The organism is Fuscovulum sp. (assembly GCA_035192965.1).
Lineage (GTDB): Bacteria > Pseudomonadota > Alphaproteobacteria > Rhodobacterales > Rhodobacteraceae > Paragemmobacter.
In genome coordinates this window covers 1601045-1622283 of record CP136571.1, presented here as the reverse complement: position 1 = coordinate 1622283, position 21239 = coordinate 1601045, and the positions used below count along the sequence as shown (strand labels likewise).

18 protein-coding genes are annotated in these 21239 nt (G+C 65.6%); 6 read left to right on the top strand and 12 right to left on the bottom strand.

Features of this window, described 5'->3' with window-relative positions:
- Positions 1-68 precede the first annotated feature (68 nt).
- Both choW and choV read left to right on the top strand, forming a co-directional pair.
- Positions 69-902: a choline ABC transporter permease subunit gene (choW, locus tag RSE12_07975; protein WRH64258.1), complete on the top strand. Its 834-nt coding sequence runs from the start codon at positions 69-71 to the stop codon at positions 900-902.
- Positions 899-1942 (top strand): choline ABC transporter ATP-binding protein, encoded by a 1044-nt coding sequence (choV, locus tag RSE12_07970; protein ID WRH64257.1) that lies wholly within the window; start codon positions 899-901, stop codon positions 1940-1942. Before choW ends, choV begins: the two co-directional genes overlap by 4 nt.
- Here the strand turns inward: choV and RSE12_07965 are convergent.
- The 3 genes from RSE12_07965 to dprA all read right to left on the bottom strand — a co-directional run bounded on the left by RSE12_07965 (position 1927) and on the right by dprA (position 7415).
- Positions 1927-2982, bottom strand: coding sequence for a DUF1036 domain-containing protein (locus RSE12_07965; GenBank protein WRH64256.1), 1056 nt, complete (start codon positions 2980-2982; stop codon positions 1927-1929). The two genes, choV and RSE12_07965, sit on opposite strands and share 16 nt — an antisense overlap.
- A gap of 87 nt (positions 2983-3069) precedes the next feature.
- Positions 3070-5682, bottom strand: coding sequence for a type I DNA topoisomerase (gene topA, locus RSE12_07960; GenBank protein WRH64255.1), 2613 nt, complete (start codon positions 5680-5682; stop codon positions 3070-3072).
- Between the two features lie 572 nt (positions 5683-6254).
- The gene (gene dprA, locus RSE12_07955) at positions 6255-7415 is read right to left on the bottom strand and encodes a DNA-processing protein DprA (GenBank protein WRH64254.1); all 1161 of its coding nucleotides are present in this window, start codon (positions 7413-7415) and stop codon (positions 6255-6257) included.
- Between the two features lie 188 nt (positions 7416-7603).
- Between dprA and RSE12_07950 the strand changes: the two genes are divergently transcribed.
- The 4 genes from RSE12_07950 (at position 7604) to RSE12_07935 (ending at position 10936) form a co-directional block, all read left to right on the top strand.
- Positions 7604-8881, top strand: coding sequence for a 4-aminobutyrate--2-oxoglutarate transaminase (locus RSE12_07950; protein WRH64253.1), 1278 nt, complete (start codon positions 7604-7606; stop codon positions 8879-8881).
- A 123-nt stretch (positions 8882-9004) separates the two neighbouring features.
- Positions 9005-9742, top strand: coding sequence for an energy-coupling factor ABC transporter ATP-binding protein (locus RSE12_07945; GenBank protein ID WRH64252.1), 738 nt, complete (start codon positions 9005-9007; stop codon positions 9740-9742).
- 24 nt (positions 9743-9766) lie between these two features.
- Positions 9767-10366, top strand: a complete 600-nt coding sequence (locus RSE12_07940; protein WRH64251.1) for an energy-coupling factor transporter transmembrane protein EcfT — start codon at positions 9767-9769, stop codon at positions 10364-10366.
- A gap of 27 nt (positions 10367-10393) precedes the next feature.
- Positions 10394-10936 (top strand): biotin transporter BioY, encoded by a 543-nt coding sequence (locus tag RSE12_07935; protein WRH64250.1) that lies wholly within the window; start codon positions 10394-10396, stop codon positions 10934-10936.
- 61 nt (positions 10937-10997) lie between these two features.
- Here the strand turns inward: RSE12_07935 and mraY are convergent, their stop codons facing one another.
- The 9 genes from mraY to RSE12_07890 all read right to left on the bottom strand — a co-directional run bounded on the left by mraY (position 10998) and on the right by RSE12_07890 (position 21013).
- Complete coding sequence (mraY, locus tag RSE12_07930; protein WRH64249.1) at positions 10998-12080, bottom strand: phospho-N-acetylmuramoyl-pentapeptide-transferase; 1083 nt, start codon at positions 12078-12080, stop codon at positions 10998-11000.
- A gap of 1 nt (position 12081) precedes the next feature.
- The gene (gene murF, locus RSE12_07925; GenBank protein ID WRH64762.1) at positions 12082-13527 is read right to left on the bottom strand and encodes a UDP-N-acetylmuramoyl-tripeptide--D-alanyl-D-alanine ligase; all 1446 of its coding nucleotides are present in this window, start codon (positions 13525-13527) and stop codon (positions 12082-12084) included.
- A complete protein-coding gene (locus tag RSE12_07920; protein WRH64248.1) occupies positions 13524-15002 on the bottom strand; it encodes a UDP-N-acetylmuramoyl-L-alanyl-D-glutamate--2,6-diaminopimelate ligase in 1479 nt (492 codons plus the stop codon). Before RSE12_07920 ends, murF begins: the two co-directional genes overlap by 4 nt.
- Positions 15003-15022: 20 nt before the next feature.
- A complete protein-coding gene (locus RSE12_07915) occupies positions 15023-16810 on the bottom strand; it encodes a penicillin-binding protein 2 (protein WRH64247.1) in 1788 nt (595 codons plus the stop codon).
- On the bottom strand, positions 16807-17205 hold the full coding sequence (locus tag RSE12_07910; GenBank protein WRH64246.1) for a cell division protein FtsL: 399 nt from the start codon (positions 17203-17205) through the stop codon (positions 16807-16809). Before RSE12_07910 ends, RSE12_07915 begins: the two co-directional genes overlap by 4 nt.
- A complete protein-coding gene (gene rsmH, locus RSE12_07905; protein WRH64245.1) occupies positions 17205-18209 on the bottom strand; it encodes a 16S rRNA (cytosine(1402)-N(4))-methyltransferase RsmH in 1005 nt (334 codons plus the stop codon). Before rsmH ends, RSE12_07910 begins: the two co-directional genes overlap by 1 nt.
- Before the next feature lie 3 nt (positions 18210-18212).
- Entirely contained in the window at positions 18213-18722 is a 510-nt protein-coding gene (gene mraZ, locus RSE12_07900) for a division/cell wall cluster transcriptional repressor MraZ (protein WRH64244.1), read from the bottom strand.
- Positions 18723-19519: 797 nt separating this feature from the next.
- Positions 19520-19717 carry a hypothetical protein gene (locus tag RSE12_07895; protein ID WRH64243.1) on the bottom strand — a complete coding sequence of 66 codons (198 nt, stop codon included), beginning with the start codon at positions 19715-19717 and terminating at the stop codon, positions 19520-19522.
- A 219-nt stretch (positions 19718-19936) separates the two neighbouring features.
- Entirely contained in the window at positions 19937-21013 is a 1077-nt protein-coding gene (locus RSE12_07890; protein ID WRH64242.1) for an Mrp/NBP35 family ATP-binding protein, read from the bottom strand.
- Positions 21014-21239: the final 226 nt, after the last annotated feature.

The window sequence follows — 21239 nt, the reverse complement described above, 5'->3', positions numbered from 1 at the left end:
CCCGGGGGCTTTGCGCCCCCGGACCCCCGCAGGGTATTTTCCGCCAAGATGAAGGGGGAAGGCCGCAGATGGAGTGGCTGACAGACACAAAGATACCCGTCGGCAAGGCCGCCAAGGCCGTATTCGACTGGATGAACACCAATCTCGGCCCCCTGTTCGACCTGATCTCCCTGGTGATGGAGGCGATGATCGACGGCATCCTCTGGGTGCTGCAAACCCCCCATCCGCTGATCATCATCGCAGCCTTCATCGCGCTGACCTGGTATCTGCAACGGTCCTGGAAGGTATGCCTCGGCGTTCTTGTTGGTTTTCTCTTCATCCTCAATCAGGGGTATTGGGAAGAAACCACCGAAAGCCTGACCCTGATCCTTGCCGCCTGCGTCGTCTGCATGGGGCTTGGCGTGCCCATCGGCATTGCCGCCGCGCACCGCCCGCGCCTGTATCGCGCCATGGTCCCCGTGCTCGATCTGATGCAGACGCTGCCCACGTTCGTCTACCTGATCCCGGCCATCGTCTTCTTCGGCCTCGGCATGGTGCCGGGCCTGATCGCCACGGTGATCTTCGTCCTTCCCGCCCCCATCCGCCTGACGCATCTGGGCATTTCCACCACCCCGCAGGCCTTGCTGGAGGCTGCAACCGCCTTTGGCGCCACCCCGAAACAAACCCTGTGGAAGGTCGAACTGCCCTATGCGCTGCCGCAGATCATGGCGGGCCTGAACCAGACCATCATGCTGTCGCTGTCCATGGTCGTGATCGCCGCCCTTGTCGGCGCGAACGGCCTTGGCGTGCCGGTCGTGCGCGCGCTGAACTCGGTCAACTCCGCCCTTGGCTTTGAAGCCGGCTTCATCATCGTGGTGGTGGCCATCCTCTTGGACCGCATGCTCCGGGTGACGCGCAAATGACCGCCACACGCAACGCAGTAGAATTCGACCGTGTCTCCATCGTCTTTGGCGACAACCCCGACCGCGCCCTTCCCCTGATGGATGACGGCAAGACAAGGGCCGAGGTGCAGCAGGCCTGCGGGCAGGTGCTGGGCGTGCATGACTGCACCCTCACCGTGGCCGAAGGCGAGATTCTGGTCCTCATGGGCCTGTCCGGTTCGGGCAAATCCACCCTGCTGCGGGGCGTCAATGCGCTCAACCCCGTGGTGCGGGGCGAGGTGCGGGTCTGGGACGGCAACAAAATGGTTTCCGTCACCAAGGCGGACCCCGCCACCCTGCGCGAATTGCGCCTGTCGCGCATCGCCATGGTGTTTCAACAATTCGGCCTCCTGCCCTGGCGCACGGTGCGCGAAAACGTGGGCCTCGGCCTTGAACTCGCGGGCATCCCTGTCGAGGGTCGCCGCGCCAAGGTGGATGAACAGCTTGCGCTGGTAAACCTTACCGCCTGGGCCGACCGCAAGGTGGGCGAACTGTCTGGCGGGATGCAGCAACGCGTGGGCCTTGCCCGCGCCTTCGTGACCCAGGCCCCGATCCTGCTGATGGACGAACCCTTCTCCGCGCTCGATCCCCTGATCCGCGCGCGGTTGCAGGACGAGCTTCTTGATCTTCAATCCAAACTGAAACGCACCATCGTCTTCGTGTCCCACGATCTGGATGAGGCGTTCAAGCTCGGCAACCGCATCGCTCTGATGGAGGGTGGCCGCATCGTCCAATGCGGGACCGCGCGGGAAATCATCGCCAACCCGGTCAGCGAATACGTCGCCGATTTCGTGGCCCATATGAACCCGCTCTCGGTGCTGACCGCGCGCGACGTGATGGAGGCCGGGGCCTCGACCGGCCCCAGCGTGGATTGCGAAACCCCGGTCCGCACGGTGATGACCATGCTCTCCGAAGGCGCGGCGGAATTGCAGGTGACCGACGACGGCCACCCCATCGGCCTGATCCGCGCGCCGTCCCTGATGGCGCGGCTGATCGACCCGCGTGGTCAGGGACGCACGTAAACGAGCGTGTTCCCGCGCCCCAGATAGGACAGCTCCATACGGTCGCCGTCCACCGACAGCACCTCATAACACTGCATATCCGCAGGGTCATACCCCATCCGTTGCTGGCTCAGCAGCACGCCGCCCTGCGCCTCACCGCAGCTGTCCGACAGCGTCAGGATCGCCACAGCCAACAGCTCATCGCCATAAATGTCGGTCCATTCCGACCCGGCAATCTGCACCTGGCTTTGCGGATCATCGGCGCTGACCCAATTGCCCTGCATCGCCGCACGTTGAGCGGCATAAGGGTCCTCGATCTGTTCCAGCGAGGCAATCGCCGCCTCGGCCGTGATATCCCCGAATGACAGCAAGTCGCCCGAAACCCGCAACGCCGCCCCTACCGGCAAGGCCGCCATCGCCTGCATCGCCGCCGGATTGCTCTGGCCAGAGGTCGTGGCAATCCAGCGTGCCCCCTCGGCATAGAAGGTACAGGCATCCCGGCCCTCGGTCGGCCCGCAACCCTGCAGGATCGCATCCACCAAAAAGGGCTCGCCCAACACCCCGCGCTCGAAACTCGGCATCGCAGCCGAATCCAGCAATGAGGCCACATCTTCGGCCTGCAACGGAATCTCATCAAAAACAGGCGCGGCGGCATCTGCCTGCTTGCCCGCATTTCCCGCCGCCAGACGGAAGGTGAAATCCGTCGCCTCCGGCCCGGTGTCGATATGCGCAAAGGCCCGGCTCTCCGCCCCAAGGCCGGCGCAATCGCCATCCGCCCCGGTCAGGGTAAAGGCGTCGGGTTTCGTGCAAAAGGCAAAGCCTTCACCCGCGAAATCCGTGCCTGACAGCGTGTAATAATAGTGCTGCTGCTGCAAATCGCCCGCCTGCACCACGGCACAGGCCCCGGGTTCGATCCCCCACCAACCCTCGCTTGTCCAGACACCCTCAGCCGCATAGGCAATGGCGACCGAGGCACGGTCGCCCCCGTCATTGCACAAGGTCAGCCCCGCCTCGGCCTGTCCGGCCATCAGCACCAAACCCGCTATCAAACCCGCACGCATCGCACCCTCGATTCTCCCACCACGCCCCGAATGAAGCCGGGGCAGAGCGGCCTGTCCAGTGCCTTGCCTGCCGGATCGACGCGCTGCCTATTCGGCGGCGGCCTTCTTCGTGGCGGGCTTCTTCGCCGCTGGCTTCTTCGCCGCGGCCTTCGGCTTGGCGGCAGTCTTGGGCTTTGCGGCAGCCTTCGGTTTCGCTGCCGCCTTGGGTTTCGCGGCCTTCTTGCCACCCGATTTACCGGCCTTCTCGATGATCAGCGCCAGCGCCTCATCCAGCGTCACCGCCTCGGGATCCAGATCCTTGGGCAGGGTCGCATTCACCTTGGCCCATTTCACATAAGGCCCGTACTTGCCCGGCATCACCTGAACCTCGCCGCCATCAGGGTGCGCGCCCAACACGCGCAACGGCCCTGCCGGTGCCGATGCACCGCGTCCCCGCGTAGCCTTCTGCGCCAGAACCTCGACCGCGCGGTTCATCCCGATGGTAAAGACCTCCTCCACATCCGGGATATTGGCGTAAACCGACCCATGCTTCACATAGGGGCCAAATCGCCCGATGCTCGCCTCGACCAACTGCCCATCCTCGGGATGCGGCCCGATCGGGCGCGGCAACGTCAGCAACTGGATCGCGCGTTCCAGCGTCATGCTTTCGGGTGACCATCCCTTCGGCAGGCTGGCGCGCGGCGGCTTGGGTGCCTCGGTCGTGGCCTCGCCCTTCTGGACATAGGGCCCGAACCGCCCCGCCCGCAGGCTGATCGGCTGGCCATCCGCATCCAGACCCAGCACGGTGCCATCGGCGGAAAGCGCGCCGCCTTCCTCACCGCCGCCAATCGGGCGGGTATAGCGGCATTCCGGGTAATTGCCGCAGCCGATGAAGGCCCCGCCCGACCGCGCGGTCTTCAGGTTCAACCGCCCTGTGCCACAGACCGGGCAAACCCGCGGATCGCTTCCATCGGCGCGTGCGGGGTACAGATGCGGTGCGAGGAATTCGTCGATCTTTTCCAGCACCTCGCTGATGCGCAGATCGGCCGTCTCGGCAATCGCGGCCGAAAAATCGCGCCAGAAGCGCGACAGCACTTCCTTGTAATCCCGCTCTCCGGCCGACACGTCATCCAGCTGGCTTTCCAGATCGGCGGTGAAATCGAAATCCACATAGCGGCGGAAGTAGTTGGTCAGGAACGCCGTCACCAGCCGCCCCTTGTCCTCGGGGATCAGGCGGTTCTTGTCCTTGCGCACATATTCGCGGTCCTGAATCGTGCCGATGATGCTGGCATAGGTCGACGGTCGCCCGATCCCCAACTCTTCCATCCGCTTGACCAGCGTCGCCTCGGTGTAACGCGGCGGTGGCTGGGTGAAATGCTGATCCGGGGTCACGGCGCGCTTGTCCACGCCCTCGCCCTGCATCACCTGCGGCAGACGGCCCTCATCCTCGCCATCATCATCGCGCCCCTCGTCATACACGGCAAGGAACCCGTCAAACAGCACCACCTGCCCATTGGCGCGCAGCACCACCTGCCCGTCGGCACTGGCCACATCGACCGCCGTCCGCTCCATCCGCGCCGCGGCCATCTGGCTCGCGATCGTGCGCTTCCAGATCAGCTCGTACAGCTTCTTCTGATCCGCCTCGACAAGACGCAGCTTTTCCGGCCCCGCCGCCATATCCGTGGGGCGGATGCATTCATGCGCTTCCTGCGCGTTCTTGGCCTTGTTCTTGTACATGCGCGGGCTGTCGGGCACGTAGGTCGGCCCGAAACGGCGCTTGATCTCGTCCCGCGCGGCCATCACCGCCTCCGGCGCCATGTCGATGCCATCGGTCCGCATATAGGTGATATGCCCCGCCTCATAGAGCCGCTGCGCCGCGCTCATCGTGGCCTTGGCACCCATGCCGTATTTCCGGCTGGCCTCTTGCTGGAGGGTCGATGTCATGAAGGGCGGCCAGGGGTTGCGGGTGGCGGGCTTGGCCTCCACCGATTGCACCGCCAATGTTCGCGAAGTGACAGCCTGCACTGCCAATTCGGCCGCTTCCGCCGTCGGAATGTCGAATTTTGACAGTTTCTTTCCGCCCAGAACCGAAAGCGTCGCCTCGAATTCCTGGCCCCTTGGCGTGGCCAGCACCGCCTTTACCGTCCAATATTCCTGCGCGCGGAAAGCCTCGATCTCCATCTCGCGCTCGACGATCAGGCGCAGGCAAACCGATTGCACACGCCCGGCCGATTTCGCCCCGGGAAGCTTGCGCCACAACACGGGCGACAGGGTGAATCCCACCAGATAATCCAGCGCACGCCGCGCGAGATAGGCATCAACCAGCGCCTCATCCACCTGGCGCGGTTCCTTCATCGCCTTGGTCACCGCCTCTTTGGTGATCGCGTTAAAGGTGACGCGCGAAACCTTCTTGCCCTTCTTGATCGACGTGGCCAGCGCTTCCTGCAAATGCCAGGAAATCGCCTCGCCCTCGCGGTCGGGGTCGGTGGCAAGGATCAGCGTGTCATCGGTTTTCAGCGCCTCGGCAATCGCGCGGACATGCTTTTTCGATTCCGGCGCAACTTCCCATTCCATCCGGAAATCCTGCTCGGGATCGACCGATCCATCCTTGGCAGGCAGGTCGCGCACATGGCCATAAGACGCCAGAACCGTGTAATCAGACCCAAGGTATTTGTTGATCGTCTTGGCCTTCGCCGGGCTTTCCACAACGACAACAGCCATAAAAAATTCCCTTCATAAGCCCGGATCAACAGCGCGGCACCATGTGGGCGAACCCCTGCGCTTGTCAATGCAGCCATATGACCGCCCTCCCGGCCGGAAAAAGGTAGGCGCGCGCCATACCCGATGCGGCTTGCCCGCCGCTTATACCTAGCCGCTTGCAGGCTGCCTCGCCCAGCCCGCAGTTGCTCGTATACCCGCCCGCTTCCAGGCTGCCGCGCCCAGCCTGCATTTGCTCGCCCTGCAGCATATACCGCACGCGCCGTAAGCTCCGCACCCTCGCCCGATATCCCTCAGGCGTGCACATTTCCCCGCAAGCGCCCAATGTGCCGTATCCGGCTGCGGAGTTCGTAGGCGTGCCCTGTATCTTGCACGCGGTTCGCAGGCCCCACTCGCGTCAATGTGTCCCGCGGGGCGATGTGTTCCGCACCCTTTCCGACAGGCCATCGCACGCTCCCAGTGTCCAGCCCACTGCCCGGCCGGGCCGCGCGCATGCCCCCCGACAGGTCGGCGCGCATGCCGCTGGTCCAGGGGCGGCACAACGTCCCGCACGCCCTATTCCGCCCCCGCTCTGATCAACAACGCGACAGCAACCCGCCCGCCTGCCGCAGCACGCGTCCGTCCATTTCCAGCGCCACCAGTTCGCGCGCCACCGTCTCGGTCGGCAGGTCCAGATCGCGAATCAGCTGATCCTCGGCCACCGCGCTTGGCCCCAACCGATCCAGAATCATGCCGTGCAGCGCCGCCACTTCGATCAGGGGCCGTCGTGCGGGCACCGGGCCGGGCAACCCTGCCAGCGGCTTTTCCGCGCCCGGCGGGTCCGCCGCCACAGCCTGCCCTTCGATCGTCGCGCCCTCGGGCCGGCCAAGGCCCCCTCCCGCTGCGCCAATCGCCTCAAGCACATCTTCCGCGCTGCGCACCAGAACCGCCCCGTCGCGGATCAGCATGTTGCACCCGGCGGCACGCGCGTCGAAGGGATGCCCCGGCACGGCCAGCACCTCGCGCCCCAGATCCAGCGCGTCGCGCGCCGTGATCAGGCTGCCAGACCGCGCCGCCGCCTCCACCACCACCACGGCCCGCGCCATCCCGGCGATGATCCGGTTGCGCAGCGGGAAATGCCGCGCCTGCGGCTGCATCCCCATGGGCTGTTCCGAAATCACGCATCCCGCCTGCGCGATCCGCCCGGCCAGACCTGCATTCTCCTCGGGATAGATCACATCCACCCCGCCCGCCATCACCGCCACCGTCCCGGTGGCCAGCGCGGCCTCATGCGCCTCGGTGTCGATCCCGCGCGCAAGGCCCGACACGACCACCTGCCCCGCCGCACCAAGCGCCGCTGACAGCCGCCGCGCCATCCGCACGCCCAGCGATGACGCATTCCGCGCGCCGACCATCGCCACCATGGGCCGCGCCAGCCACGCCACATCGCCCCGCGCCCAAAGGATCGGCGGCGCGTCCGGCATCTCCTCCAGCCCCGCCGGATAGCCGGGGCCACCGGGCACCAGCATCACCGCACCTGCCAGCCGTGCCTGCGCCATCTCATGCCGCGCCACCTCAACCGGGCAGGGCGCGTACTCCGCCACCCCCGCCGCGCGCGCCACATCGGGCAACGCGGCAAGCGCCGCCCGCACCGATCCATGTTCCGCCACCAGCCGGTGAAAGGTCACCGCCCCCACCCGCCGCGACCGGATCAGCCGCAGCCGATCCACCGGATCATCGTCCTGGAAATCCCGCATCTGGCCCGCCTTCTGCTGCCCTTGATGCAAGCATGGCGCTGATTCCTTAATCTTGAGTAAATCCCCGCGCCCATCCCGGCGCATTCCGCCCGTGCTGCGTCGCCTTCGTCATTGAAGCCCGCGCAAAAGTTTGATCAAATGGCGTCAAAGACAGGTCCGCGCCGGACCCCGCAGGATGGAGCCCAATCATGCAGAATGCCGAAGTCGCCCTTCGCCGGGATCAAGCCATTTCCCGCGGCGTCGGAATGATGACCCAGATCTACGCCGACCGCGCCCTGAACGCGGAAATCTGGGATATCGAGGGCAACCGCTACATCGATTTCGCCGCCGGTATCGCCGTGGTCAACACCGGCCATTGCCACCCCAAGGTGATGGCCGCCGTCACCGCCCAGATGGCCAAGTTCACCCATACCTGCCATCAGGTTCTGCCCTATGAAAATTACATCCACCTTGCCGAACGGCTGAACGCTGCCGTTCCAGGCAATTTCGCGAAAAAGACGATCTTCGTCACCACCGGGGCCGAGGCCTGTGAAAACGCGGTGAAGATCGCCCGCATCGCCACCGGGCGGAACGCCGTCATCGCTTTTGGCGGCGGCTTCCACGGCCGTACCTTCATGGGCATGTCGCTGACCGGGAAGGTTGAGCCCTACAAGAAAGGCTTCGGCGCAATGATGCCCGATGTCTTCCACGTCCCCTTCCCGATGGGGCCGCATGGCATCTCGACCGAAGACTCGATGAAGGGCATCGAAAAGCTGTTCAAGGCCGATCTCGACCCGAACCGCGTCGCGGCCATCATTTTCGAACCCGTTCAGGGCGAAGGCGGCTTCTATGAAGCCCCGACCGATCTGGTCCGCGCCCTGCGCGCGCTGTGCGACAAGCATGGCATCGTCATGATCGCGGATGAGGTGCAAACAGGCTTCGCCCGCACCGGCAATCTCTTTGCCATGGAAATGCACGGCGTCGCGGCGGATCTTACCACCATGGCCAAAGGTCTGGCTGGTGGCCTGCCGCTTGCTGCCGTGACCGGCAAGGCGGAACTGATGGATGCCGCCAACCCCGGCGGCCTTGGCGGCACCTATGCCGGCAACCCGCTGGGCATCGCCGCCTCGCACGCCGTGCTCGATGTGATCGAGGAAGAACAGCTCTGCGCCCGCGCCAATGAACTCGGCTCGCGGCTGAAACAGCGGCTGGAATCGATCCGCTCCACCACCCCCGAAATCGTGGATATCCGCGGCCCGGGCTTCATGGTGGCAGTGGAATTCGCCAACCCTTCCACCCATGAACCCGATGCCGGCTTTACCGGCCGTGTGCGGACCGAGGCGCTCAAGCGCGGGCTGATCCTGCTCACCTGCGGCGTCTATGGCAATGTGGTGCGCTTCCTTGCCCCAATCACCATCCCCGACGCCCATTTCGCCGAGGCAATGGATATTCTTGAGGAGTCGGTCGCCGCAGCCCGGCAGGCCTGAGTATCGGGCCTGAGTATCGGGCCTGATCGCCTTCGGATCGCGGGGATTTGGGTATTTTTGCCAAGATGAAAGACAGGGCCGTTCCAACTGGAATGGCCCGTTTCATTGCGCTAAGCCTCCTGCATGAGCGCAGCGCCCACCTCCCCCGGTTTCCGACTGACCGGCGTTACCGTCCAACTGGGCGGCAAGCCCGTGCTGTCCGACCTCACCCTGTCCCTGACCGAGCCGCGCATCGGCATCCTTGGCCGCAACGGATCGGGCAAGACCACCCTTCTGCGCCTGCTCGCGGGCCTGATCCCGCCCACGACCGGTTCGCTGACGCTGGACGGGATCGATCCGTTTCGTGACCGCAAAGAGATGCTCTCCCGCCTCGGCATTCTGTTCCAGAACCCCGATCACCAGATCCTGTTCCCGACGGTGGAGGAAGAGCTTGCCTTCGGCCTGCGCCAGCAAGGCCAGACCGACGCCACAGCCCGCGCCGCCGCCCGCGCCGTTCTGGGGGCCGAGGGCCGCGCCCATTGGGCCACGGCCTCCACCGCCACGCTCAGCCAGGGCCAGCGGCACTGGCTTTGCCTCCAAGCGGTGCTGATGATGGCGCCTGTGACGATCCTGCTCGATGAACCCTTCGCCGGGCTCGACCTGCCCGCGCAGGCCCGCCTGACCCGTCGCCTTGCCGCCCTGCCGCAGCGGCTCATCACCGTGACGCATGATCCTGCCAGCCTGTCAGGGGCCGACCGCATCCTCTGGCTCGATGCCGGGCGCATCGTGCAGGATGGCCCGCCTGCCACTGTCCTTCCCGCCTTCACTGCCGCGATGGACCGCATCGCCCGCGACGACCACGATACCGCCCTTCCCTCCTGATCGCCGCAGCACAAGGCCCCGCCCATGCTCGCCCTCACCTCGCCCGTGCAAACGCCCCTGCACCGCCTGCCCGCCGGGGGGAAGCTGGCGGCACTGGCTGTCTTCACCTTCCTGCTCTTTCAACTGAACAGCCCCATCACCCTCGCCGTCGCCCTTGCCGCCATCGCGGCGCTGCACCTGCCGGGCGGCTGGCCCTTCGCCGCCCATGCCCTGCGCCTGCTGCGCCCGCTTTGGCCCTTCGCGCTGATCCTTGTGCTCTGGCACCTCTGGACCCAAGACCCGCGTGGCGGCGCCATCGTCCTTTTGCGCCTGACCACCGCCCTCGCCGCCGCCAACCTTGTGACCATGACCACGCGCCTTTCCGACATGATCACTGTCATCGAACGCCTGGCCGCCCCCCTCGCGCGCCTTGGCCTCTCCCCGCGCACCCTTGCCTTGGCCATCGCGCTGACCATCCGCTTCCTGCCCGTCCTCTCCGACCGCCTGACCCGCATATCGGAGGCATGGCGCGCTCGCTCCCCGCGCCGCCCCGGCTGGCGCATCCTCACTCCGGCCACGCTCGCCACCCTCGACGATGCCGATCAGGTGGCCGAGGCCTTGCGGGCCCGCGGCGGCGCAGGCTAGATGCGCGCCACCCATAAGGAGACGCCCATGGAACGCAGCCTGTCCCACATCGCCCTCTTCGCGGCCCTGATCGCGGTTTTGGGCTTCGTGCCACAGATCACGCTGGCCACTGGCGTGCCGATCACCGCGCAAAGCCTTGGCATCATGCTGTGCGGCACCGTGCTGGGGGCCAAACGCGGCGCGCTGGCGGTGCTGCTGTTCCTGCTTCTCGTCGCCATCGGCCTGCCGCTTCTGTCCGGCGGGCGCGGCGGTCTGGGCGTTTTTGCGTCACCCACCATGGGTTTCCTGATCGGCTTCCCCATCGCCGCCTTCGTGGCGGGCCTGATTGTGGAACGCAGCCGCGCGCCCATCGGCCTCGCAGCGGGCCTTGGCGCCTTTCTTGGCGGGGTCATCACGCTTTACGCCTTCGGCATCCCCGGCATGGCGCTGATGCTGGGCAAGTCCCTGCCCGAGGCCACACTTCTGATCACACCCTACCTGCCCGGTGACCTGATCAAGGTGGCGGTCACGGGCCTCATCACCCACAGCCTCGCCCGCATGCGCCCGGACTTCCTGCCCTCGCGCCACTGATCCAACGGAAAAGGGCGGTCCACCGGACCGCCCCCCCAGATTTTTCGCAGAAAAATCGCCCTCACCGCAGCTTCAGCGTCGCCAACCCCACCAGCGCCAAAATCAGTGAGATGATCCAGAACCGGATCACGATCTGCGGCTCGGCCCAGCCCTTCTTCTCAAAGTGGTGGTGGATCGGCGCCATCAGGAACACGCGCTTTCCCGTCGCCTTGAAATAGGCGACCTGAATGATGACGCTCAGCGCCTCCACCACGAACAGCCCGCCCACGATGGCCAGCACGATTTCATGCTTGGTGCAGACCGCAATCGCGCCCAAAGCCCCGCCCAGCGCGAGCGATCCGGTATCGCCCATGAACACCGCCGCAGGTGGCGCGTTGTACCACAGGAACCCCATCCCGCCCCCGAACAGCGCCGCGCAGAAGATCAAGAGTTCCCCCGTGCCGGGCACGAAATGCACGCCCAGATATTCGGTGTAATTGGCATTTCCCACCACGTAGGCGATCACGCCAAAGGTGCCCGCCGCGATCATCACCGGCATGATGGCCAGCCCGTCCAGACCATCGGTCAGGTTCACCGCATTGGCCGCCCCCACGATCACCACCATGCCAAAGGGGATGAAGAACAGCCACATGTTCAACAGCAGGTCCTTGAAGAACGGAAAGGCCAGTTGGTTGGTCAGCGGCCCGGGATGAAAGCTCGCCGCCGCATAGGTGGCCAGCGCCGCGATTACCAGCCCCGCGCCGAACCGCACCCGCCCCGACACGCCCTTGGTGTTCTGCTTGGTCACCTTCGCATAGTCATCGGCAAAACCGATCAGGCCAAAGGCCAACGTCACCAGCAGCACGATCCAGACATAGGGATTGTCCCACCGCGCCCAAAGCAGCGTCGATACCATCAGCGCCGACAGGATCAGCAATCCCCCCATCGTGGGAGTCCCTGCCTTGGCGAAATGGCTTTGCGGGCCGTCATCGCGGATCGGCTGGCCCTTCTTCTGCTTGCGGCGCAACAGGTCGATCAGCGGCCGCCCGAAGACGAAGCCGAACACCAGCGCCGTCAGGAACGCGCCCCCCGCCCGCACCGTCTGATAGCGGAACAGGTTGAAGAAATCGCCGCCATCCGAAAAGGCCGTCAGCCAATAAAACATCTCACTCAGTCCCCGCGTTCTTTGGCGCCACCGCCTGCCCCAGTTTCCTCAGCGCGTCAACGACAAGACTGACCTTGGATCCCTTTGATCCCTTCACCAGCACGATATCCCCGGCATCGATGATCGACCGCGCCCGCGCTGCAAGGTCGCCCGCCGTCTCTGCCCAATCCCCCCGCTGACCGCGCGGCAAGGCCTGCCACAACGCGCGCATCCGGGGACCCACGCAATGAATTACTGTCACCGTCTCCAGCCCGGGATGGCGCGCAATGGCGGCGTGCAGTTCGCCTTCGGTCGGCCCCAATTCCAGCATGTCGCCCAGCACGGCAATCCGCCGCCCCGTCGCCAGCCGCCCGATCCCGTTCTCTGGCACGGCGGCAATCAGCACATCCAACGCTGCCGCCATACTGGCCGGATTGGCGTTGAAGGCATCGTCGATCAGGTCGAACCCGGTCTCTTCCAGCGTGTCCATCATGATCCGCTCGCGCGTCCCGCGCCCGACGGGCGGCGACCATTGCCCGATATCGCAGGCCGTGATTGCCGGATCGCAGCCCATCGCCTCGGCCACGGCCAGCGCGCCGGTCGCATTTGCCGCGAAATGCCGCCCGGGGGATCGCACCTTGAACAGCAGCGCCTCGCCCCTGCGCGTGGCGCGCACCACCGTCGTCTCGCCCGCAATCTCGACCGACAGAATGCGCCAATCCGCATCCGCCGCAGTCCCGAACATCACCGCCTTTGCCCCCACCGCCGCCGCCTTGGCGCGCAGGATCGGGGTCGTGGCGATATCGGCATTCAGCACCGCCACCCCACCGGGCCGCAGGCCGTCCAGGATCGACGCCTTCTCATGCGCGATCCCCTCGATGCTCTCGAATGCTTCCAGATGCGCAGGCGCGACGGTCGTGATCATCGCCACGTCAAGGTCGGCCATCCGCGCCAAAGGCGCGATCTCGCCGGGATGGTTCATCCCGATCTCGATCACCGCGAATTCCGTCTCTTCCGGCATCCGCGCCAGCGTCAGCGGCACGCCCCAGTGGTTGTTGTAACTCGCCTCAGCCGCATGCACCCGGCCCTGCCCGCCCAGAATGGCGCGCAGCATTTCCTTGGTCGATGTCTTGCCCACCGACCCGGTGATCCCGACCACCTTGGCCTTCGTGCGCGCCCGTGCCGCGCGGCCCAGATCCTCCAGCGCACGCAGCACATCCGGCACGATCAGCAGCGGCGCATCCGCCGCCACGCCCTCGGGGATATGCGACACCAGCGCCGCCGCGGCGCCCTTGTCCAGCGCGGCCTTCACGAAATCATGCCCGTCGCGCACATCTTTCAGCGCAACAAACAACTCCCCCGGCCGCAGCGTCCGCGTGTCGATCGACACGCCCGTCGCGGCCCAGCGCTTCGTCACGCGCCCGCCCGTGGCCGCCACCGCCGCATCCGAAGTCCACAACACCATCAGATCACCCCATCCAGCGCCGCCACAGCGATGCTCGCCTGTTCCACATCGTCAAAGGGATAGACATCGCCCTTGATGATCTGCCCCGTCTCATGCCCCTTGCCCGCGATCAGCAGCGCATCGCCCGGCCCCAGCGCATCCACCCCGCGCAAGATCGCCTCGGCCCGGTCTCCCACCTCATTGGCCTCGGGGCAGGCCGCCATGATCTCGGCCCGGATCGCAGCAGGCTCCTCGCTTCTCGGATTGTCGTCGGTCACGAACAGCACGTCGGCAAATTCCCGCGCCGCCGCCCCCATCAGGGGGCGCTTGGTCCGGTCCCGGTCACCGCCCGCTCCAAAGACGATCACGATCCGCCCCATCACATGCGGCCGCAGCGCGCGCAGCGCGGTCGCCACCGCATCCGGCGTATGGGCATAATCCACAAACACCGCCGCCCCGTTCCGGCGCGTGGCGGCCAACTGCATCCGCCCGCGCACACCCTGCAAGGATGGCAGCACCCGGAACACCGCCGCAGGCTCCTCACCCGCCGCGATCACCAGCCCCGCCGCCAGCGCCACATTCTCCGCCTGAAATCCGCCGATCAGATCAAGTCGCACCTGATGCGGCTGTCCCTGCCACTGAAACCGCACCTCCTGCCCCGTCGCATCATAGCGCTGGCCAAGCAGTCGCAGGTCACAGCCCGCGCCATGCCCCACGGTCAGCACGCGCTGCCCACGCGTCTGCGCCACCTCGGCCACCTGCGCGCCATGGGCATCATTCAGGTTCACCACCGCCACGCCCTCGGGCGGCAACACGCGCGCGAACAGCGCCGCCTTGGCCGCGAAATAGGCCTCCATCGTGCCGTGATAGTCCAGATGATCTTGCGTGAAATTCGTGAACCCCGCCGCCGCCAGCCGCACGCCATCCATCCGCCGCTGATCGAGCCCGTGCGACGATGCCTCCATCGCCGCATGGGTCACCCCCGCCCCCGCCGCCTGCGCCAGCATGGAATGCAGCGTCAGCGCGTCCGGCGTCGTGTGGCTCGACGGTGCCGCCCAGGCCCCCTCTACACCGGTGGTCCCGATATTGATCGCCGCATGGCCCAGCGCCATCCAGATCTGGCGCGTGAAGGTCGCGACCGATGTCTTGCCATTGGTCCCGGTCACCGCAACCATGGTGTCGGGCTGCGCCCCGAACCACAGCGCCGCCGCACCCGACAGGGCCGCCCGCGCATCCTCGGCCACCACCAGCGCCACGCTGCTGCCCGCCAAAGCCTCTGCCGCGATCCGTGCGCCCTCGGCATCGGTCAGCACTGCCGCCGCGCCCATCCGCAATGCGGGGCCGATGAACTCGGCCCCATGCAGCACCGCCCCTGGCAGGGCTGCGAACAGAAACCCATCCTTCACCGCCCGGCTGTCCGCCGTGACACCGGTCAGCACCGGGTCGCGCCCGCCCCGCGCCGCCAGACCGAGTTCCGACAGTTTCTTCGCCCCGGCCATGTCCCGCGCTCCTGCCTGCTTCAGTTCGCGACGGCTGTTAGCTCATCCACCGGCGGGGGTTCAACCACCGGCCGCAGTCCCAGAAGCGGCGCCGCCCGGCGGATGATCTCGCCCGCCACCGGCACCGCGGTCCAGCCCGCCGTGCGGCGCGGCTCGCTGCCCGATGTCTCCACCGGCTCATCCAACGTCACCACCAGCACATATTTCGGGTCATCTGCGGGGAACATGCTGGCAAAGGTGTTCACCACCTTGTCCTCGTCATAGCCGCCTTGCGCATTGGGCTTTTCCGCGGTCCCGGTCTTGCCGGCCACCTGATAGCCCGGCACATCACCCAGCGTCGCCGTCCCATGCTCCACCACACCGCGCAGCATATGCACCGACGCCCGCGCCGTTTCCTGCGTCATCACGCGCGGCCCGTTCTGCGGCACGCCCCCGCGCAACAGCGTGGGCGTCACCCGCACCCCGCCATTGGCAATCGCCGCATAGGCCACCGCCAGATGCATCGGGCTTGCGGAAATGCCATGCCCATAAGACGTTGTAATCGTCGTGATATCCGGCCACCGCTTCGGCACGATGGGCTTCGCTCCCGGTGCCTCGACCAGTTCCACCACCGTCGGATCAAAGAACCCGAGCGACTGGAAGAACGCCGCCTGCCGCTCTGCCCCGATCATCAGCGCCAGATTGGCCGTGCCGACGTTCGACGATTTCACGATCACATTCTCAACCGAAAGCAGCGGCCCATAGTTCTTGCCCTGAAATTCCTTGATCGTGAACCGGCCCCAGCGGCGCGGCGCATTGGCATCGACCATCGTATCCGGCGCCACCAGCCCAAGGTTCAACGCATTGGCCACGGTGAATATCTTGAAGGTCGACCCCAGTTCATACACCCCCTGCACCGCACGGTTGAACAGCGGGCTGTCGCCCGGATCGCCCTTCACCAAAGGGTTGGGCCGGTCATTCGGATCAAATGCCGGCAGCGACGCCAGCGACAGGATCTCCCCGGTCCGCACATCCATCAGGATCGCCGCCGCACCCTTGGCATTCAGCATGGTCATGCCGGTGCCCAGAATTTCTTCCACCGCCGCCTGCAATGTCAGGTCGATCGACAGTTCCAGCGGTGCCCCCGCCTGCGCCGGATCGCGCAGCCGCGCATCCAGCGCCTTCTCGATCCCCGCCGTCCCGATCACCTCGGCCGACGACACGCCCTCGGCCCCGAACGATGCCCCGCCCAGCACATGCGCGGCCAAGGTTCCGTTCGGATACAACCGCATCTCGCGCGGCCCGAACAGCAGGCCCGGATCACCAATCTCATGCACGCGCTGCATCTGTTCCGGGCTCATCACCCGCCGGATCCACAGGAAAGACCGCCCGTCCGTCAGCCGCCGCTCCATCGCCACCGGGTCAATCTCGGGGAAAATCTTCGCCAGTTCCCGCGACACCCGGCCCGGATCGACCATATCCTTGGGCTGCGCATAAAGCGCATAGGTCTGCATATTCGTCGCCAGAATGCGCCCGTTGCGGTCGGTGATATCCGCCCGCGTCGCAAGTATTTGCGCCCCCGCCGCGGCTGAACGCGGCTCGACCGGCTCGGTCGCCGCCAACAGGCCCATCCGCGCCCCGATGGTGGAAAACGCCGCCAGAAACCCCAGGCTCAGGAACAACAGCCGCACCTCGGCCCGCGCCCGCGTGCGGTCGCGAATTTCCTCATGCCGCAGGCGCAGGTTTTCGCGCTCGATCGTGTCGGGGTTCTCGCCCTTCTGACGGGCAAGCAGAATACGGGCAAGCGGGCGCAGGGGAGTGCGGATCATGGGAATTGTCCGTCAGCAGGAGGCGGAGCCATTTCATTGGAAATCTGCCCGGTCACATCCACCGGGTTCGAGATGTCGGGGAACATGTCATCCCCCGGCAGGATCATCGGCGCAGGATAGGACACTTGCGCCGCCGCCCCGAATTGCGTCGGCTCCAGCGGCAACAGCCCCAGCCGGTCAAAGTTCAGCGTCGCCAGTTCCCGCAGCCGCTCGGGCCGGTTCAAATAGGCCCATTCCGCCCGCTGCAACGCCAGCGCCTCGCGCAAACTTGCAATCTCATCCTGCAACCGCCCCATCTCGCGCAGCGCGCTCTGCGTCGCGTAATTCTCGCGATAGGCCCAAAAGGCCAATCCCATCACGGCGATGAAGGACAGAACGAAAAACACCGGGCGCATCAGCGGCGTCCTTTCTTCGGTTGTATCACAGGCAGGCCCAGCAGATCGGGCGCAATCGGGGCCGAGGGCGCATGGGTGCGCCGCGCTACGCGCAGCTTGGCACTGCGCGCACGCGGGTTCTCAGCCAATTCGTCATCATCCGGGGCAACGGCCTTGCGGGTAATCATCTCGAACCGCGCCGTGGTGTCGGCCTTGGCCGGGGCATAGCGGTTGGCATTGGATTCCGTCCCGCTGGCAATCTGGAAGAACCGCTTCACGATCCGGTCCTCAAGGCTGTGGAACGTCACCACCGCCAGCCGCCCGCCGGGCTTCAAGGCCCGTTCGGCGGCCTGCAGCCCGTCGGCCAGTTCCTGAAATTCGGTGTTCACCGCAATCCGGATGGCCTGAAAGCTGCGCGTCGCCGGATGGCTCTGGCCGGGCTTGGGGCGCGGCAGGCATTTGGCCACGATCTCGGCCAGCCGCAGCGTCCGCGTGATCGGCTCCACCGCCCGCGCCTCGACAATCGCCTTGGCAATCCGGCGCGAGGCGCGCTCTTCACCGTAATGATACAGGATATCGGCCAGCACGCCCTCATCTGCGCCATTCACCAGATCGGCGGCGCTCTCACCGTCCTGGCTCATCCGCATGTCCAAAGGCCCGTCCTTCTGGAACGAAAACCCGCGCTCGGCCCGGTCCAACTGCATCGACGACACGCCCAGATCCAGCACGACCCCGTCCAGCAAGCCGCCCGCATGGTTATCCAACTCGGAAAACGTCCCCGCCACCAGCCGCAGCCGGTCGCCATAGTCCCCCGCCCACCCTGCAGCCATCTCCAGCGCCAGCGGATCGCGGTCCACACCCGTCACCCGCGCCGCACCGGCCTCCAGCAACCCGCGCGCATAGCCGCCCGCACCAAAGGTGCCGTCCAGCCAATCCCCCTCGACCGGGGCCACCGCCGCCAGCAACGGGCGCAGCAGCACCGGGATATGGGGTTTGCGACCGATCTCCTGATCGCCGGGGGCCAAGGCTCAGGTCTCCTGAAGTTCGCCGCCCAGCAGCGACAGGATGTCCATATCGGCGGGCAAAGCCGCCAGTTCATCGCTCGCCGCGCGCAGGATCTCGGCCTGATAGGTCTCGGGGTTCCAGATCTGGAACGTGTCCAGCGCACCGGCAAAGACCGCCTCGCCCGCGTCCGAGCTGGACAGACCGGCCTTTTCGCGCACCTTCTGCGGCAGCACGATCCGGCCATCGTCATCAATGTCCAGCGTCACCGACAGGGTGATCATGTTGCGCTCCAGCAAACGGCGCTGCATCGATCCCAGCGGCAACCGCCGGATCATAGCCTCAAGCCGCTGTGCGCCTGCAATGGTGTAGCATTCGGCAAACTTGCGCCGCTCATCGCCATAGACGATCACGATACGCTTGCGGGTGCTGTCAGGGTCTCCGGCCTCCAGAACACGGCGAAAGTGCGCCGGGATAGACACCCGCGCCTTACCGTCCACCTTCTGGGTGAACTCGCCTCTGAACGCCTCCGACATGGGCCTTCCGGCCTCCTTTAACGCAGCTATTGCCCTGCTCCGTCAGGCCCCTGCCCGAGTATCGGGCCCTGAAACCAAGACCCGGATATCCGGGCCCTGAAAACGGAAACGGCGGATCGAGCTGCTGCCACTGCTCGATCCGCCGCCTGTCCCATCGCTGGGCGTCCAGCTACGCGCGCCACCTGGGGGAGATGTCTGCTCGCTCGCGCGCCGGATCTCTGGTTTCGATGAAGGCGGGTGCCTGTATGAAGCCTGCTATCGCCTGTTCGGGGTCTTGAGCCGCCCCTGCTTTCTCGTTGCCCGTCCTCATCTTCGTGAGACATGTATGCTCTGGGAATTTGCCCCATGCAACGGAAATTTTTGGGATAAAGCGGGCATATCTTGTTCAGGCAACCCGCCCGACACAGCATTTTGTGGGGTTATCCACAGCCTAAATCCCACAAATACGCAGAATAGCCTCACTCAATCACAATATGTAGTGATCGAAAGTGAGCGGGGGCTTTTCCCACAATTTCCCAACTTTTTTCGCACACTCCGGCATGGCCACTGCCTGGGGCCGCGAAAGCCCCCGCAGACAGCCCGAAACAGGCCCCATCAGGCCCATTTTCTCCGCCTTACCCATGATTTCCCGGCAAAGTGATTCGCGCCGAACCGGCCCAATCCGCCCCGGCAAAGGCCCGCAATCGCGGCCCCTGCCCGCCGCACAGTTGCAACGCCTAAGCAGCCAAAGGCCAACCCCGCCCGGGCCGGACCCGGGGCATCCCCAAACACGGGACAGTGCAAAATCTAAAGGAAGGTCAGTTCTGAACCGGATGGCAAAGCGGATTTCCCTGCGCATCAAAGGCCGCGACCACGCATTCCGATCCATCCGACAAGATCAGCACCGTACCGATCGCAATCGCCGTGTTGCGCCCACCGCGACTTTTCTTCTTCTCGGTCTCCTGCGGCGCAAGGAAAGGCGCAAGATCGGGGATCGGCGGCAGGTCGATGCTCATGGTCTTACCTCTTACAAAATCGGGATCAGAAACTGTCACCTCTATATGGTCACGCAAAGCGCCCGCGCCCAGCCCCCTCCGGCCCCTGCATCCGCGCACCATTAACCACTAATCCCGCGCCCACCCTGCCGGAATTTGTATGCACAGCCGTCTGCACCGGCATCTGCACCGGGCGCTGCACAGCCAAAATCAGCCAACCCCTTGCGGCAAAGCCAGAATTTACGCCATCCCCCCCGCAATCAACCGATGCGCCAACCGCGCATAAGCCTCTGAAATCGGCCCTTCGCCCGCCGCGATCGGCGTGCCGCTGTCCCCCGCAACCCGCACATCCAGGCTCAACGGGATTTCGCCCAGAAACGGCAAATCCAGCTTGGCCGCCTCCGCGGCCACCCCGCCATGGCCAAAGATATGCGCCTCATGTCCGCAGTTGGGGCAGATATAAGTAGACATGTTCTCGATCAGCCCCAGCACCGGCACCTTCAGCTTCACGAACATGTCCAGCGCCTTGCGCGCATCCAGCAGCGCCACATCCTGCGGCGTCGATACCACCAGCGCCCCCGTCAATTGCGTCCGCTGCGCCAGCGACAACTGAATATCCCCCGTCCCCGGCGGCAGGTCGATGATCAGCACATCCAGCTTGCCCCAGGCCACCTGACCCAGCAATTGCTGCAACGCCCCCATAATCATCGGCCCGCGCCAGATCACCGCCTCATCTTCCTTCAGCATCAAGCCGATGGACATCATGGTCACGCCATGTGCATGCAACGGCTCGATAATCTTGCCATCCGGGCTGGCCGGGCGCTTGTTCACGCCCATCATCCGGGGCTGGCTTGGGCCATAAATATCGGCATCCAGCAGCCCTACCCGCCGTCCCTGACGCGCCAGCGCGACCGCAAGGTTCGACGAAACCGTTGATTTCCCCACGCCCCCCTTGCCGCTGCCCACCGCGATGATCCGGTCCACACCAGAAACCTTCTGCGGCCCGCCCTGCTGCGGTGTCGGGTGCTGGCCGATCTTCAACGTGGGCGGCGCGGCAGGCTTGGCCGCCGGTCCATGCGCCGTCATCACCACCTGAACGCTGTCCACCCCGTCCAACTGCCGCACCGCTGCCTCGGCCGCGGCCTGCACCGGCCCCAGCGCCCGCGCCGCCTCGGGGCTTTCTGCCTCGATGACAAAGCGCACCGTTCCGCCGTCAACCGTGACCGCACGAATCAGGTCGCGCGACACCAGATCCCCCCCGCCCGGCAATCCGACACCGGCCAAAGCCCGCATGATTAACTCTCGCGAAACCGCCATCTGTTCTTCTCCTGCTCAAGGTTTCGGCAAACCTCGTTATCTTTGCGGCACTCGGCAAGTCCGAGTTGACCATTTGCTCAGGTTTTCAGCGAAACCCATGAAATTAATGACGTTTTCGTGACGGTTAGCCATGCGATTGCTGCATGGCAGCATTGCAGACCCGCGCTATTGTGCAACTGCAGCATATGCCCCATGTTTCCGGTAACAGCGCGACAGAACGTTGTTC